Genomic DNA, 16,044 nt, shown 5'->3' on the forward strand with positions numbered 1-16,044 from the left:
AGGTAAAATTTGACAGCCTGTGACGTTGCACACCTTTTGTCGCATGTGTGTTCATGTCGGCAGGTTCAATCGGCGGCGCACGGTCACGCCAACACTCGGCAGGCCCCGGCGAAGCCATTGTCCCATGCCGATCTCCCCTCCCTCACAACGGAACCTCCAGTTGGAGACCATGTGTTCCATGACCTGGAGAGGGTAGAAATCCTCAAAGAAATCAAGCCCGTTCGTGGCTGCGAAACACTCCGCCAGAAATGAGCCGCGTGGCGGGGCAAAGCGTTTCCATATGCCGATGCGCACCATCTGGTCATTCCACAGATGAAGCGTATAGGCGGATGCGCACAGTTTTTCGCATTCCTGCCGGTATTGCGGCAGGAGGATCTTCCATGCTTCCCGGAAATGGATGGGAAAGAAATATTGCGGGGCATAGGATTCCTGCATGATCACCTGTTTTCCGAACAACGATGTCAGCAGACGCGGGCCTGTCGCCCCCCAGACCAGATCGCGATCCCGCAACGCCAGCGTTTCATGGACCAGATGATCAAGTTTGGGATGATTGCGTTCCAGGCGCATGATCGCGCCACACACCGAAGTCGGGTCTTCTTTGGCAAGGAGCATGTCCCATCGCGGCAGGTCGATGCGGCGCAGCATGAGCATGTCCGCATCGACCCATATGTGATCAGTCCGGCGCGACAGTTCATAGCGGAACAGGTCGGAAAAATGGCTGAGGTTCGGCTTTCCCCTAATCAGGAAACGCATCATGTTGGCCGGATCGGTAATGTCGCGCGCATCACCATTTATCACACCCGCAGGGAGGTTCTTGACCGCTTCGTAACTATAGACGGTGAAGGTATACCCATGCGCCACATAGGAATTGAGGCAGGCAGCCTCATATGCCGAAATGGTTTCACTGCCCCAGAACGTGGCGAATGTCGGTTGGAAAATGGTCATGGATTCTATCCTGCTGCCGCATGCTGGCTGATGATGACCTGCCTTGGGGTCATCTGACCCATCTCAGGTCCTGTCCCAGATATCCTGCATCCATCATGTTCTTCAGCGCATGCAGGCGTATCAGGGAGGAATTGCGAAAATTGCGGTCGGAAAAGCCAATGCCCCGCAGACCTGAAATGAGTTCGGCGATGGTCTCCGACAGGCTGACCCTCGGAACGAAATCAGGTGCAATATTCTGGAAAAAGGAAAAATCAACCTTGTAAGAACGTCGGTCTGGCGGGGCCTCGGTGTTAATACGCACCGAGGTGCCTGGCAGATGCTGTGCCACGGCCTCGGCAAGGTTACGGACAGTATGGTTCCAGGCATTACTGCCTGCATTGACCACAAGATGCCGTTCCCCTTTGCGTGTTATCGCCCATTCGAGCGCGCGTGCCATATCCCGCACATGGATCAGCGGACGCCAGGGCGTTCCATCGCTCAGGACAGTGATATCCCCACAGGTCAGGGCGCTGGCGACAAAATCATTTACTACGAGATCAAGTCGTAGGCGATCTGAGAAACCACAGGCCGTTGCAAAACGCAGGCAGGTAATGGCCATTTCACCTGCATCCATGTGCATCAAGGCACGTTCAGTCTCTATTTTCGAGCGGGCATAGGCGGTCAGGGGTTCGACCGGATCACTTTCCTTGCGTGGCAGGCCACCCGCTACGCCATATACACTGCAACTGGAGGCAAACGCGAAGTGCTGCACGCCAGCACGGGCGGCCATTTGGGCCAGATGCAGGCTGCCGCCACGGTTGATCTGGTCAGTTACTTCCTCAAATCGCGATCCCATTGGATCGTTTGAAATGGCGGCCAGATGCACGACTGCATCCGTTCCATTCAGGAAAGGAGCAGGAATATCGCGTACATCCCCAAAATATTGCGCATCAAGCATAATTTCCGGGAACGGACCGGATGTGGTCAGGCATTGGCCAAACAGGCAACTGTCATATCCCACAAGTATCGCCGTCGGGAATCGATCCCGCAGATGTCGTATGACGACTGGACCGACATAGCCCATATTTCCCACAATGAGTATGCGCATATTTTTCTTATGCTCCAGAGGGAGGTAAACTGTCTCAGGTTACGGATATTGCAGCCATGCGAAAAATGTTCCCAAAATTTTAGGACATTCCATACATCGGCACATATGTGCCACATCATCCTCGGATGACGGTTTTTGTGCGCATGTTCCCTTTATCGTCTATTCTGTCTTGATCTACGACGACGAACGTCATTTCTTCGATCGGGTTTTATGTTCTATAAAACAAATTTCAAATGAACCTATACAATGTTTCAAACCTGTCAGATATCTGGTTTTTTGCGCATATATGCAGAATTAAAGAAACCGTGTCAGTTCGACAACGTTCTATAGGAGGCTTGGGAGCGTAAGAACGTTATAAATACGAAGAAAATAAATCTATAAATTTCAAAATTATCAGGAATATATTATTTTTTATTGCCGGTATCTTGTTTCAAGGTGAACTCTGGGACAGGGAATGATGACCCCATGGAATCTGAAAATATATTTGTGCCTTCCAGGTGTCCGCATCATGGAAAGGCCCTTGTAACTGGGGCGGGGAGTGGTATTGGCCGTGCGGTTGCCTCTGCTTTATGCCATGCCGGTTATCATGTTATTCTGGTGGGGCGGAAAAGTATTCTGCTGAATCTGTTGGCAGATCAACTTGGGAAAGATGTTACGACTGTCTGTCCCATTGATATTACGGATGAAGATGCTCTTCCTGCCCTTATACGCAATATCGAGTCACTTGATGTCCTCATCCATTCTGCTGGAATGTTCCATGGGGGGCTCATTTCCGAGATCTCCAATGATATGAATATTTTACTTCATCATGTAAATGTCGATGCCCCGCTATGTCTTTCAAATCTATTATTGCCTGCCTTGGAAACGGCGGGTGGACAGGTGGTATTTCTTAATTCGACAGCATCGTTAGGCGAGCGTGTTTCGATGGATGCGTATGCAGCAAGCAAGCAAGCTCTGAAACAGGGGGTTTCACGCTTTCGCGAAGAGAGCCGCGGGCGCGGCATCCGCATACTGAATGTCTATCCTGGCCGGACAGCAACCCCAATGCAATCCGAGGTTTTGCGTCATGAAGGTCGGTCGGATATGAGGATCCCGCTTCTTCAGCCAAAGGACATTGCGGATGTCATCTTAGGATGCCTTTCTGTACCACGAAGCGCGGAAATCACGGATATCGTGATCCGTCCACCAGATCTGCCAAGGGATTAAAAAAGACGAAGATTCTGTATATATGCGCATATTATGATGGTTTATAAATAATATTTTTTAAAACAGGAAACTTTCTCTCTGGGGCACTCTTTAGCACGCATCCTGGGGTATGCTGTTGTACTTTGGAAAATGCCATAAGCGTGATCAGAAGAAGATGATTTTTGAACCGACCAAAATATTTGGTGTCCAGAAAATCACTCTCCCCCGTCATTGCGACGAACGGGGATCATTTGGACGTATATTCGATCAGGGTTGCTTGGTGGAAAATGGGATATCGTGCGATTTTATACAGACAAGTATTTCACGCACATCCTATGCAGGTACATTACGAGGACTCCATTTTCAGCGGCCACCCTATGCAGAAGCTAAATTGGTGCATTGTCTGCGGGGGGAGATATATGACGTTATATGTGACCTTCGTCCTGATTCACCTACATATCTGTTATATGAAAGTTTTTATCTGAGTTTTTCTAGTAATGAAATGGTTTATATTCCGCCAGGTTGTGCCCATGGGTTCATGACACTCAATGATGATGTTGAGGTATTATATGCCATGTCAAGCATATATATGCAAAGTCATGCATCAGGTGTCAGATATAACGATCCGAGACTTGGGATTTCATGGCCACGACCAGTCACTTATATTTCAGAAAAAGACCTGAATTGGCCTTGTTATGAAACAAAAAATGCAACGATTCCCTGAAATACTACATCCCTCCCCGTCACTCGGTATAATGGATCATCACCATGGACAATTTAACCCATTCCGCCCCCCATAATCGTGTTCATGTTCATTCGAGTATTCCCTACTCATCGACGGGGGCATGCCGTTTATGTGCTACCCCTCTCCGGCGGAGTGTTGCTGATCTAGGGCTTTCGCCACTGGCGAATTCATTTATCAAACCTGAGCTGCAGAATACAATGGAGGCATTCTACCCTCTCCATGCGTTTGTATGTGAAAAATGTTTCCTGGTACAATTGTCTGAATTTGAATCCCCTCAATCCATTTTTGGGGATTATATCTACTTTTCGTCATATTCCGCCAGTTGGCTCCAGCATGCAAAGAGATATGTCGCACAGCAAAGGGCGCGTTTCTCGCTAAATACTGAATCTTTGGTCGTGGAAATTGCAAGTAATGATGGATATCTTTTGCAATATGTGAAGGATGCTGGAATTAGAAGCCTGGGAATAGAACCCGCCGCGAATGTAGCAGAAATTGCAATTGCAAAAGGTATCCCCACTGAAGTCGCTTTTTTTGGCGTACAGACTGCAATGCGGTTGAAAGGAGCAGGATATGCGGCTGACTTGATGGTGGCCAATAATGTTGTTGCGCATGTCCCTGACCTTCATGATTTTCTTGAAGGGTTCAAAATTCTTCTTGCGCCCGGAGGAGTGATAACATTTGAATTTCCGCACCTATTGAAATTGATGCAGGAATATCAGTTCGATACCATTTATCATGAACATTTTTCCTATATCTCTTTGCTGGTTATCCGTCGCGCACTATTTAATCATGGATTGCGTGTTTTCGATGTCGAGCAGCTTCCTACGCATGGGGGATCCTTGCGGGTTTATGCGACGCATGAAGAAAATACGACATTACAGGAAAATCCTGCCGTCAATGCACTTTGTATGGAAGAACGTGAATTCGGCCTTGAATCCCTTGATACATATGATCAATTTTCAAAATCTGTTGTGAATATAAAATGCAATATTCTTCAGTTTCTTATTGATGCTCATCACAATGGAAAAGTTGTTGTTGGGTATGGTGCGCCGGCCAAAGGGAATACGCTTTTAAATTATTGTGGCGTTGGGCCAGAATTGCTTTCCTTTACGGTCGATGCCAGTCCACATAAACAGAATATGCTGTTGCCTGGCACGCGCATTCCGGTCCTTGCCCCGGATGCAATCCGCGAAAAGAAGCCTGATTTTGTCTTGATCCTTCCATGGAATCTGAAAAACGAAATCATTGATACCATGTCGTATATTCGTGAATGGGGTGGAAAATTTGTAACCTCGATACCGGGCATAGAAATATTATGACTGATGAATGTCCGTTGACATATATATCTAAACCATATCAGGGAATTCAAAGGTGGTTCGTACACCTAAATATGCGATCCTGTTTCGTACTCATGTATGGGACAGCTTTGTCGAACGCCAGTTTCTTCGTCTTCGATCAATGATCGGAAATGGCGACTTATTCATTGTTGCCAATAATACATCAGGAAAATGTCGTATCCCGGACAATTTTCCTGTTGTTATTTTCCATGAAGCAGATTTTCGTGATCAGGGATTAGAGTTTGGGGTCAAGGTAAACCCCATGTGGTATAATGTAGATTATGCATTATATTTTTTTGCCGATCGATATGATAAATATGATTACTATATATTGTTTGAATATGATGTCCGTGGAAACATAAATTTTGATCGCCTGATGGAAAATATATGTCGCGATGGAAGTGACCTTGTCGGATTGACCTCAAAAGACATATTCAGGGAATGGTATTTTTACCGTTCCTGCAGTGATCTTTATAGGGAACGGGATCTGACGAAGACATTCCTGCAGATAGGTATTTTCTCCAGGAGGGCCGTAAGTCTTCTTTATCAACGCAGGCTGGCGTTATCGGAACAGTTCAGATCAGGATCCCTGAAATATTGGCCACATTGTGAAGCGTTTATTCCGATTGAAACCAGATTGGCAGGGTATCATTATACTGAGCTGTCAAAATATCTAGATGTTCGACGTTATAGCCATGAACCGGCATATCTTGAAGAAGATACTCATATGCTCTTGGAAAACGAAGTTGTTCATCCTGTTCTGGATCGGGAACGCTACATTGCAAGTACGATCCGATATGAAGGGCGACCTGAGAAATTTTTTGTTCCGAAGAGTATTTTTGGAAAAAGGCTTCGTCGTTTTCCTGTCAGTACCTATATCTTCCCGCTTTTCTTGGCGTTGTGGCACCGCATACGAATGCTGCCTGCGGGGATCATGGGAAAGGTATTTCCTTAATTAAAATAAAAAATAACAATTCTAATATTCTTAAGAGGAAGGGTCTGGGGATGCGATATGTTTCACGGACAATCATGGCCCTGCTTTTGGTTGGGTTGGCTGTTCTTCCACGAAATATTGTAGCCGCCACCGCCCCTGCCAGTATTGATATTGCCAGAGACCTGCCCGCCGCGCTGCAGTCCTGTTACGCGGGACATGGTACATGTGTTCTTAATCTTGGGGGACGTACCGCGCACCTTCCCCATGGTATCCTGATCAATCCACTGCGTGTTACGTTACAGGATGGGCGGATTGACGCATCTGCCCTGCCGGCAGGTGACGCGGCAATTACGGTCAGTACTGATAGCGAGACAACCCCGGATTATGGAACATTCGTTCATTATATTAAGGGTATACGCCTTATTGGTAATGAAAATGTGGATGGTATTGTCTTTAACAGTGTGCATCATAACAATATTCTTGCAGCGGCAATGACATTGGAAAGTATGTCAATTTCAGGTTTCCGACGCGCAATCACTTTTTCCAACCATTCCTATGGATTTGGTCTCTCACACATACAAATATTTAATAATAAAGTTGGAATCTATACCGTAAATGGTGCGGAAGATGCTGGGGAACGCATGACTTTTGTTGACGTGGGTGTTTTTAATAACCAACTGGGTATTGATGATGAAGGTGGGTTTGAAATGGACTGGCTTGGGGGGCACTGGGATTATAACAGCAAAACGGCGATCCTGTCTGCCCTTGTCGAATTTGACGGACATATTGAAACCGGCCCATCTGACCAGCCGGTGATTGAACTGCGGGCGTTACCCAACATGGTGGCTGCACAATTATTCATGACGCCGGGGTCATTTGTGATGGTCAATGGATATAACGGGAAACCGACAGCAGATGCATGGATTTCATCACATAGTGAGTATAATATAGTACAGTTTCCATTTAATACATGGGGAGTTACTGGAAAAATGGGTGTCATGCAAGGACCTGGAAAGGTTATTGGGTCTGCAATCGGAACCTTTATTCCACATTGAGGATATTTTCCCGATAGAAAGGTATATCGTCCCAATGGAGAACCTCCCTGATATACTTTATAACCATGTCAAAGATATATTCCCTATTTTTCGCAGTATAACCGGCAGGGGAATAAGAAAGACACTGGGATATATCGCTACGAGAGTTAAAAATTTTTCCATCTACCATATCCAGTCCGGTACTAAAGTGCTGGATTGGACTGTGCCAGATGAATGGAATGTCTATGGCGCGACCCTTCGTCGTACAACTGGCGAAGTGGTGATTGACTGGGCATGGTGTAATCTTCATCTGATGCAATATAGTATTCCGGTATGCGCACGTGTTTCACGTAAGGATCTGGAAAAGCATCTGTACTGGCTGTCGGATCAGCCCGACCTTATCCCTTATCGGACATCCTATTACAAAAAGGACTGGGGATTTTGCCTTTCCGCCTATCAATATGCACAGTTGACGGATGATGAATATGATGTGGAGATCCGGACTGAACTTGGCCCCGGGCACCTCAGTTATGGTGAAGTTGTCATTCCCGCGACTATGACGGCAGGTGATGAGGCTGATGAAGTCCTGTTTTCAATTCACTGCTGTCATCCCGCCCTTGCGAATGACAATGCATCGTCCATTGCAATAGCGGTCGAGGTAATCCGTGCGTTGCAGGAAACTGCTCATCGGCGCCTGTCTTACCGCTTTGTCTTCATTCCGGGGACCATAGGCTCAATAACATGGCTGGCCCGGAATGGTGACAGGATTGGCCGTATCCGCCATGGCCTGGTTATGAGCTGCCTGGGGGATGCGGGGAAGCCGACTTATAAACAGTCACGTCAGGGGAACGCCCCGGTCGATCGATATGCAGCTTATCTGGTGCAGACACGCTGGGGTGGGAAGGTCGTGCCATTCGAACCATATGGCTATGATGAACGGCAATATTGTTCGCCCGGGTTCAATCTGCCGGTGGGATGCCTCATGCGTTCTCCCAACGGGCAGTTCGAACAGTATCATACATCCGCCGATAACCTGGATTTCGTAACCCCCGAAGGGTTATACGCCTCCTTCGGTTTCATCATGGACCTTATATCCATGATGGAGACGGATTTTTATCCGCACAGCCTTGCGCCCTACGGCGAACCGCAACTGGGGCGCAGGGGGCTTTACAAGGCGATTGGTGGTGGGGATGGCGATGCCTCCTCCCGTCCTGCCTTTGACCAGATGACCCTGCTCTGGGTTCTGAACCTTGCCGATGGGACGCATTCCCTGATGGATATCGCCCAACGTTCAGGTAAACCCTTTCCCGCTGTGGCAGCAGCGGCAGAGGCGCTGGTGCTTGCAAAACTGATTGCGCGTGAACCAGCGCAGTCAGTCCCTATGCCGGCCGCCTCCAGCGTGTCACCAGACGGAACATCGGTCCAGTAAGGGTCGTGGATGTGACCGCAAGCACCATTAACGATGCATATGCGAATTCAGATATCATGCCCTTGTTGTGCAAGATGGTGGCGGCAACGATTTCCATCAGCCCCTTGCATTGCAAGAGGGCCCCCATGCCAAGTGCCTGCTGGCGCGACATATCGGGTGATGGCGGATAAAGGACGACGGCCCCCATCTTGGTCGTAATGGAAATGACCACCAGCAGCAGTGAGGCAATAACGGACGGCCATGTCAGCGCCTCCCCATTGATGTGCATTCCGCTATGGCCAAAAAACATGGGCGCAAGCCAGAGCAGGGAAAACGTCCCCACCCGTTCCACAGGCAGGCGACGGACCCATTTGGGGGGCATGATCGCCCCTGCAAAATAGGCGCCGATTAATTCATGCAACCCGATCTGCATGCTGGCCCATGCACCACTTGCCAGCCATAGGGGAACTGCCGCCCATATGGCCCATAACGGGGGATGTGGCAGGCGGTACGCGGCGGTACTGCTGATGAGTGCCAGTCCGCCAAGCACAGCCACGGCAATGAATTGTGTGATATGCCACCCATGAAAGGCACCAGGCCCTTCGGCCGCGAATTGCAGGCATGCCAGCCCGATCCACAGGGCCGCATCATCAACAATCGCCAGCCGTAACGCCAGATGCCCCATCGGACGTTCGGCGGGGGAAAGTTCGCGCACAACCCCGATCAGTACGGGTAACGCACTGACCGCAAGGCATAGCCCAATGGACATGGCACCAATCGTGGAACTACCATGCGGGGTTTCCCAGCCATGCAATGGGAGGAAATAAAAATAGATCAGCACGGAGCCGATACAGAACGGAATCCCTAGGGCGACAAGCGCACTGCCTAACAGGCGTCCCATAGAGGGAGCGGTAAAGTTCTGGTTCGGGTCAACCCCGTCGGAGAACTGCCACATATCCAGCCCGGCCGTAAATGCCAGTACAAGGACGGCAATCCACCCGACATCTTCCCCATATTGCGATGGGATACCCCATGTTCCCACGGGATATTTCGTGACCGCAATCACGATCCCCACCAATATCGGAATTACGACAATCGGTATGGTTTTCTGTGACCAACGCCATAATAGTGAAGGAATAAAAACGAACAGGAGTACGTCCGCAAAAAAATGAAGAAGTTGATCCATATCGTTCTCTTTATTTTTAATTTATGCGAATGACATTATATATTAATATATCAGATATGCAAATGAAACATGGTTCATGTGTTTTTCAGATTTTCATCATCAAAGATGAAGATCCAATTTTTCATTTGCCGTAAATTCTATTGACAGAAAATATGATATCACAACCATGTCACATAGTGTCATGAAAATCAGTTTTCTGCCTGAGGGTTTTGAAATACTATCCTGAATAAAAAATGTATTTATATATTTTCGTGCTGTAAAATGTCAGGACCTTGGGAAAAGCAGGCTGTTGTCAACAGGCCTTATTCCTGGCTGGTGCGGTTCTCTGTCACACAATCAGAGGCGGCGCGCCCGATCCCGTCAAGACAGCCCAGAACCCGCAGCAGCCACAGGTTATCCGGTTCCCGCCGCAGCATCAGCAGCACGCGGCGACGTGCCACGGATATCATGGCGATCCCTCGTCGACTGATTGGCCTGTATCGTGCCAGAGCCCGCATCAGCAGGGTCAGCGTCTGCGATGCTTCGTGACGTTGTTCACGTTTCAACTGCCGCAGCAGCAGGATATTAAGGCCAACCGCCGACAGCAGCAATGTCTGGCGTATGTCGCCTGCCGCAGTATGATCTGAAGTCCGTGCAGCATGCCGCACCAGGCGCCCGATCCGGTCCACGCTTGCGCCGATCCACCACTGTGGCAAAGGCGGCAGTGGCATGACACATAATCCGCGCAATTCCACCCGTATATGCCTACCATACCGCCCCCGTTCGTTGCGTGCATCAAAAGGTAGTACCAGACGGAATACCAGCAGGCTTAGTCCCACAGCAAGCACGGTATGCAGGGCTGCGTTCAGGAACGTGACCTCATCGACGCGAAGCTGGTTGCCGGGCATCAGCAGGTTCGGCATCAATAATCCATAGGCCGCCGCCGCCCCTGCCGTGGCGGGATTGTATTTTGCCAGTCCCCCAACGAACAGAAAAACCCCAAGGACGAGGGCCAGTACCTCATAATCCGCAAGATACGGAATAATCCACAGGTCAAGGCATCCTGCTGCAACAGCGGACCATATTGCCCCCGACAGGAAGCGCGAGGTTCCTACGACCGGGTTCTCGCGGGTTGCAAACAGGCCACATACCAGCGTCGTGATTGCAATAAATCCCATTCCCCCCGGCCATGCCGTCATTTCGTAAATCATGCCCGCGCCAACGATGGCGATTGCCCCCCGCAATCCGTTGTGAAAGGCAAGACGCAGGTCCCGATGGCCAGGCAGCCGGAAGCGGAAACGGTCATGCGGCGGGGGCATGAAAATGGCCTGGCAATGTGTGATGGCGGTGGCAAGGTCTGCCATTGCGTCACACAAAACGCTGTGTGTAATCCGGCGCGTTTCATCATTTTCGTATCTGGTCAGGTCCTGGAACAATGCATGTAACTGCGTTACGTGACGCAACAATGTGTCCAGCATGTTGCGTTGCAGTCGGCAGGATACCAGGCGATCACACAGTTGCAGCAACCTGCCGCGCGTATCCACCAGAAGTGGGTCTTTACTCAGTTCCGCGCGTTCCATGCTGCCCGACAGGCCAACAAGGCGTGTTACCATGATCGAGATATTGGCAAATACCGCCCGGGCATGATCACCTGCGTGCGAATGTCGCCCCATTTCAATGGCTGGGAATTCAATTCCATGATGGACGGAGACCATCACGTCCGAAAATTCCCCTGCGTGAATCAATGTTTCACGATCATACATTACAATTTCACGCAGGAGGGATGCCAGGCGGTGCAGGACATCCTCTACCCGCGCCAGCATCGTGGCGCGGGCGCGCGATGCAAGGTTATGCGCGAACAGCAACGCCATGGCAGCCTCGCACACTACACCCAGAACGATATAGGTCGCGCGCGATACCGCGATGAAAAATACATTGTCAGGCTGCGACGCGGCGGCCACGGCAATAATCGAACAGGTATATCCGGACAGTACAAAGGCGTAAGATCTGAAGTTGACACTGAATGTCGCAAGAAAACTGCACAACCCGATCCAGGCTGCGACCGCCGGGAAAAACAGCCATGCCTGTTGTGGAAAGGCGGCAATGAACACCACGGCCGCAACGGCCCCGGCCAAGGTGCCGACAATGCGCCAGCGCGCCTTTGACATGCTTTCGCCACGGCGCACCTGTGCGACCGACCATACGGTGGCGACTGCCCACTGCGGACTGTCCAGTTCCATCCACAATGCGGCGGCCAGCGCGATAAGCGACGCCAGCGTATTGCGTGCGGCAAAGCCGATGGCTGGTAACGATGGGCAGTACAGCCAACGCAGCCTGTCACGACACGCCTGCCACGCGAAACGGGGCAGAGTGGTACTGGCAGAATACAGAAAGCACATCAGCAGCTATCTGTGCCGATGTAATAATGACATCATTTGGAGCTGAAGAGTTTTCAGCTTACCGCCTTTTCATATGGGCGGTACCGCGGTGTCCATATCGCTCTGTCCAGCGCGACTTCAATTTCGTCCTGAGTGGCTGGCGGGGCCACACCTTCTGCCTGACCCTGGTTAATAACGGCACGCGCGACTGCGATCGCGGCCTTTGGCAGGTCGGAAACCGGTGGCAGCAGCGCTGCATATGCCGGCTCCTGAAACGTTGAAACGGGGGATATCGCCGCCAGCGCCCGCGCGGCAGCAAGGAACATGCCGTCAGTCATGCGGGTGATCCCCCCGGCCACGACGGCGAGGCCAATGCCGGGGAAGACATATGAGTTATTGATCTGGTCCACCGGGCGTTCGCGCCCGCCAAAGACAACCGGAGCAAACGGGCCGCCTGTGCCGATAATGGCGCGCCCATCCGTCCATTCCAGCAGATTGGATGGCGTGGCCTCGATATTGGCGGTCGGGTTCGACAGGGCAAAGATCACGGGGCGTTGCGGCATATCGGTCATGGGGGCAATGATTTCGCGCGTGAATGCCCCCCCCTGCCCTGATGTGCCAATCAGCATCGTGGGACGGACGTGCGCCACCACTTCGGACAACGATACATGCGCAGGATCCGCGACATTCCATCGTGCTGCGATGTCGTGTGGCTGTGCAAAAGAAGCCTGCCCGTCCGTCATTCCCGCCATGCCGTGCCGGACCAGGCCATCGACGTCGATCATGAAAAACCTGCCCCGTGCTTCCGCCGGTGGCATTCCTTCGGCCATCATCATACGTGACAGAAGGTCGGCAATGCCGCACCCTGCCCCGCCCGCGCCAAAGATGACGACCCGCTGTTGCGCAAGCGGCGCAGCACCTGCACGAATTGCAGCCAACAGGGCGCCAGCAGTTACCCCGGCCGTGCCCTGAATATCGTCATTATATGTACACATCCGTTCGCGATAACGGCTGAGGATACGCAGGGCGTCTTCCCCGGCCAGATCTTCCCAGTGCAGGGCAATCCGGGGCCAGCGCGCTTCCGCCGCCGTGACGAATTCCGCGATAAATGCGTCATAGTCAGCACCGCGTACGCGCCGGTGTCGCCATCCGATGTAATCCGGGTCGTTGAGCAGTGTTTCATTATCGGTCCCGACATCCAGCAGGATCGGTAGCGCACAGGCAGGGTCCAGACCACCACAGGCGGTATAGAGCGCAAGCTTGCCGATCGGGATACCCATCCCGTTCGCGCCCTGATCGCCAATCCCCAGGATGCTGCCACCGTCACTTGCCACGATGACGCGCACATCGTCCCAGCGCGTATCGGACAGGATGTCTGCAATGCGTCCCCGGTCGTCGTAATTCAGGAACAGACCACGTGGACGGGTCCATATCTGACTGAACTGCTGGCAGGCGCGCCCGATGCAGGGGGTGTAGATAATGGGAAGATAGTCTTCGAGTGACTGCGCCACGATGGCATGGAAAAGTGTTTCGTTGCGATCCTGGATTTCACGCAGCGCAACATGGCGCGAAAAATTGTCCGGCAGGGACTCAAGGCGCCGCGTCGCACGGGCAACCTGATGTTCCAGTGTCGTGACATTATGCGGGAGGAAGCCATGCAGTCCGAACAGGTCTCGTTCCCGCATATCGAAGGCATTTCCCTTGTTAAAAACAGGACTTTCCAGAAGGTTATGTCCATTAAGGCTAATTTTTCGCGAGGGGATGCACGACGGTTGCGCGGAAGCAGGCATGGGAACTCAATATTGCGATGACGATGAAACAGTGCGCACAATACCTGTCTGCACAATCCCGTGTAGAGCCCGTTCATGCACGGCAACCGTACGCCACATGCAATCATGGAGGTCGCATGCCCGACGAAATCAGCGACCTTAAATTCTTTTGCATCCTCGCCGCCGCAGGCAGTATTGCAGGCTGTGCCCGTGTCATGGGCATGTCGCCCGCCGCCATGAGCCGGAGGCTTAGTGGGTTTGAGGCACGGCTTGGCACCCGGCTTGTCACCCGTACGTCGCGTCATTTTGCCCTGACGGCGGAAGGACAGAGGTTGCATGAACGTGCAACCCGTATCATGCATGAAATCGAGGAAGCCGAGGCCGAGGTCACGGCCAAGGCCGGTATTCCCCACGGGGTCCTGCGGGTGGGGGTTCCATCTGAACTCGGGCGGAAGATGCTTGCGGGTATCGTCGCCGCATTTGTAGAGAAATATCCCGATGTCACGGTCCACCTGACATTGTCGGATGCAGGGCTTGATGTCATTGATGACGGGCTTGATATTGCAATTCGCGCGGGCATGCCGCCCGATCAGGACGTCATGACCACGACATTGATAAGCAGCCGTCGCGTGGTCTGTGCCTCCCCTGCATATTCCGTGCGCAAGGGATTGCCTGCCACGCCCCATGACCTGCTTAAACATGACTGCATCTGCCTGTTGCGGCGGCAGAGGATCTTTAATGAATGGGCATATTATGATGGCAAGACGCGCAAGGAAATCCATGTCACACCCCATCTTGCCGCTTCCAGCAGCGAGGTCGTCCATGACTGGGCAGTAAGTGGGCAGGGAATTGCATTGAAGGTTTTGTGGGATATCGCAGATGACCTGAAATGCGGACGACTGATTGAATGCCTGAGTGCGTATGCATGGGAAGATGTCGTGTTGTGCGCGATTTATCCGTCACGCACGCATCTGCCACCGCGGGTGCGATTTTTCCTTGATTTTGTTAAACGTGCCTTGAGGCAACATGATTTTGGAACCTGATATTCCAGATGTTATTGAAATGATCGTTGGAAAAGCACCTTAATATATAACAACCATTCAATATAAAAATTCTGCGGACTTCGTGTGAAAATAAAACGTCTCCTGACTGTTTTGTTCAATAGTCTACGAAAAATGCTTCGTTCCTGTGAAACTGGTGTCATGCCAAGGCTTTGACCGGACGTCATGAAGGCGTGCTCACTCTGTTTTAGGGCGTCCCACGAAATATGTGATTGCGTGGGAACACGATCCACCTGCAGCCGTTGGTGGTGGACGAGAGTGCTACTTCCTTCCTTTTCCATCGTTGATGGAGGCCGTCTATGGCCCTGCGCAATATCCCCTTACCGGTCAGGTTGGGACCGTGCCGTACGTCGTTACCACGCAATCCCGTGCGGCGTGATGGCAGTCGCCTGGGCGGGCGGACGATTGCAATACTTGCGACAGATGGGGTGGAGGAAGTGGAACTGACCGATCCGGTCGCTGCCTTGCGGCAGGCTGGGGCACGGACGTTGCTGATTTCCCCCAATCGTGTGGATATCCAGGCGATGGAAGCCGATATTCATCCCACCAACCGGTATCATGTCGATATACAGGTAGGCGCAGTACATGCCGCAATGTTTGACGGCCTTTTGCTGCCTGGGGGGATCACCTGTTCCGATTGCCTGCGTATGGATCGCGACACTGTGCGTTTCGTGCGGGAATTCGTGAAGGCGGGACAGCCGATCGCCGCCATCAGTCACGGCCCATGGCCCCTGATTGAAGCCGGGGGCGTGGGGGGACGTACGCTTACATCATGGCCTTCCCTGCGCACCGATCTGACAAATGCCGGGGGAAACTGGGTGGATCGCGATGTCGTGACGGATGGTATGCTGGTGACATCACGTCATCCAGATGATCTGAAGGTTTTCTGCACTGCCATCGTGGCGCTGTTTGCCATGCGTCCTGTCATGCTTTCGACAGGGCATGGAGCTGTCGGGTGACTGCGACAGATCTTTGGTAAGAAACAGAAATTTTCAG

The 16,044-nt window shown here is 51.6% G+C and carries 13 protein-coding genes; 8 read left to right on the forward strand and 5 right to left on the reverse strand.

Annotation, left to right across the window (positions count from 1 at the left end; translation table 11 throughout):
- Positions 1–51: 51 nt before the first annotated feature.
- Together FYB92_RS09385 and FYB92_RS09390 are read right to left on the reverse strand one after the other, a co-directional pair.
- The gene (locus FYB92_RS09385; RefSeq protein ID WP_332828524.1) at positions 52–945 is read right to left on the reverse strand and encodes a hypothetical protein; all 894 of its coding nucleotides are present in this window, start codon (positions 943–945) and stop codon (positions 52–54) included.
- Between the two features lie 49 nt (positions 946–994).
- Positions 995–2,032, reverse strand: a complete 1,038-nt coding sequence (locus FYB92_RS09390; RefSeq protein WP_281649875.1) for an NAD(P)-dependent oxidoreductase — start codon at positions 2,030–2,032, stop codon at positions 995–997.
- 465 nt (positions 2,033–2,497) lie between these two features.
- Between FYB92_RS09390 and FYB92_RS09395 the strand changes: the two genes are divergently transcribed.
- The 6 genes from FYB92_RS09395 (at position 2,498) to FYB92_RS09420 (ending at position 8,696) form a co-directional block, all read left to right on the forward strand.
- Positions 2,498–3,238: an SDR family NAD(P)-dependent oxidoreductase gene (locus FYB92_RS09395; protein WP_332828525.1), complete on the forward strand. Its 741-nt coding sequence runs from the start codon at positions 2,498–2,500 to the stop codon at positions 3,236–3,238.
- A gap of 154 nt (positions 3,239–3,392) precedes the next feature.
- Positions 3,393–3,941 (forward strand): dTDP-4-dehydrorhamnose 3,5-epimerase family protein, encoded by a 549-nt coding sequence (locus FYB92_RS09400; protein ID WP_075632004.1) that lies wholly within the window; start codon positions 3,393–3,395, stop codon positions 3,939–3,941.
- Between the two features lie 44 nt (positions 3,942–3,985).
- Entirely contained in the window at positions 3,986–5,281 is a 1,296-nt protein-coding gene (locus FYB92_RS09405) for a class I SAM-dependent methyltransferase (RefSeq protein ID WP_281649873.1), read from the forward strand.
- 52 nt (positions 5,282–5,333) lie between these two features.
- On the forward strand, positions 5,334–6,254 hold the full coding sequence (locus FYB92_RS09410; protein ID WP_281649872.1) for a hypothetical protein: 921 nt from the start codon (positions 5,334–5,336) through the stop codon (positions 6,252–6,254).
- Positions 6,255–6,328: 74 nt separating this feature from the next.
- Positions 6,329–7,288, forward strand: coding sequence for a hypothetical protein (locus tag FYB92_RS09415; protein WP_332828526.1), 960 nt, complete (start codon positions 6,329–6,331; stop codon positions 7,286–7,288).
- 34 nt (positions 7,289–7,322) lie between these two features.
- Entirely contained in the window at positions 7,323–8,696 is a 1,374-nt protein-coding gene (locus FYB92_RS09420; RefSeq protein WP_332828527.1) for a DUF4910 domain-containing protein, read from the forward strand.
- Here FYB92_RS09420 and FYB92_RS09425 read toward each other — a convergent pair.
- From FYB92_RS09425 to FYB92_RS09435, 3 genes are all read right to left on the reverse strand, one after another.
- Positions 8,647–9,861: a cation:proton antiporter gene (locus FYB92_RS09425; RefSeq protein ID WP_332828528.1), complete on the reverse strand. Its 1,215-nt coding sequence runs from the start codon at positions 9,859–9,861 to the stop codon at positions 8,647–8,649. The genes FYB92_RS09420 and FYB92_RS09425 overlap by 50 nt on opposite strands.
- 302 nt (positions 9,862–10,163) lie before the next feature.
- Positions 10,164–12,239 (reverse strand): FUSC family protein, encoded by a 2,076-nt coding sequence (locus tag FYB92_RS09430; protein WP_332828529.1) that lies wholly within the window; start codon positions 12,237–12,239, stop codon positions 10,164–10,166.
- A 53-nt stretch (positions 12,240–12,292) separates the two neighbouring features.
- The gene (locus tag FYB92_RS09435) at positions 12,293–14,008 is read right to left on the reverse strand and encodes an NAD-dependent malic enzyme (protein WP_332828530.1); all 1,716 of its coding nucleotides are present in this window, start codon (positions 14,006–14,008) and stop codon (positions 12,293–12,295) included.
- Between the two features lie 116 nt (positions 14,009–14,124).
- Between FYB92_RS09435 and FYB92_RS09440 the strand changes: the two genes are divergently transcribed.
- Together FYB92_RS09440 and FYB92_RS09445 are read left to right on the forward strand one after the other, a co-directional pair.
- Entirely contained in the window at positions 14,125–15,030 is a 906-nt protein-coding gene (locus tag FYB92_RS09440) for a LysR family transcriptional regulator (protein ID WP_003619904.1), read from the forward strand.
- Between the two features lie 317 nt (positions 15,031–15,347).
- Positions 15,348–16,007, forward strand: a complete 660-nt coding sequence (locus FYB92_RS09445; protein ID WP_332828531.1) for a type 1 glutamine amidotransferase domain-containing protein — start codon at positions 15,348–15,350, stop codon at positions 16,005–16,007.
- Positions 16,008–16,044 lie beyond the last annotated feature (37 nt).

The sequence above is a fragment of the Novacetimonas sp. GS1 genome (genome assembly GCF_036686925.1).
In the GTDB taxonomy this organism is placed as follows: Bacteria; Pseudomonadota; Alphaproteobacteria; order Acetobacterales; family Acetobacteraceae; genus Novacetimonas; species Novacetimonas hansenii.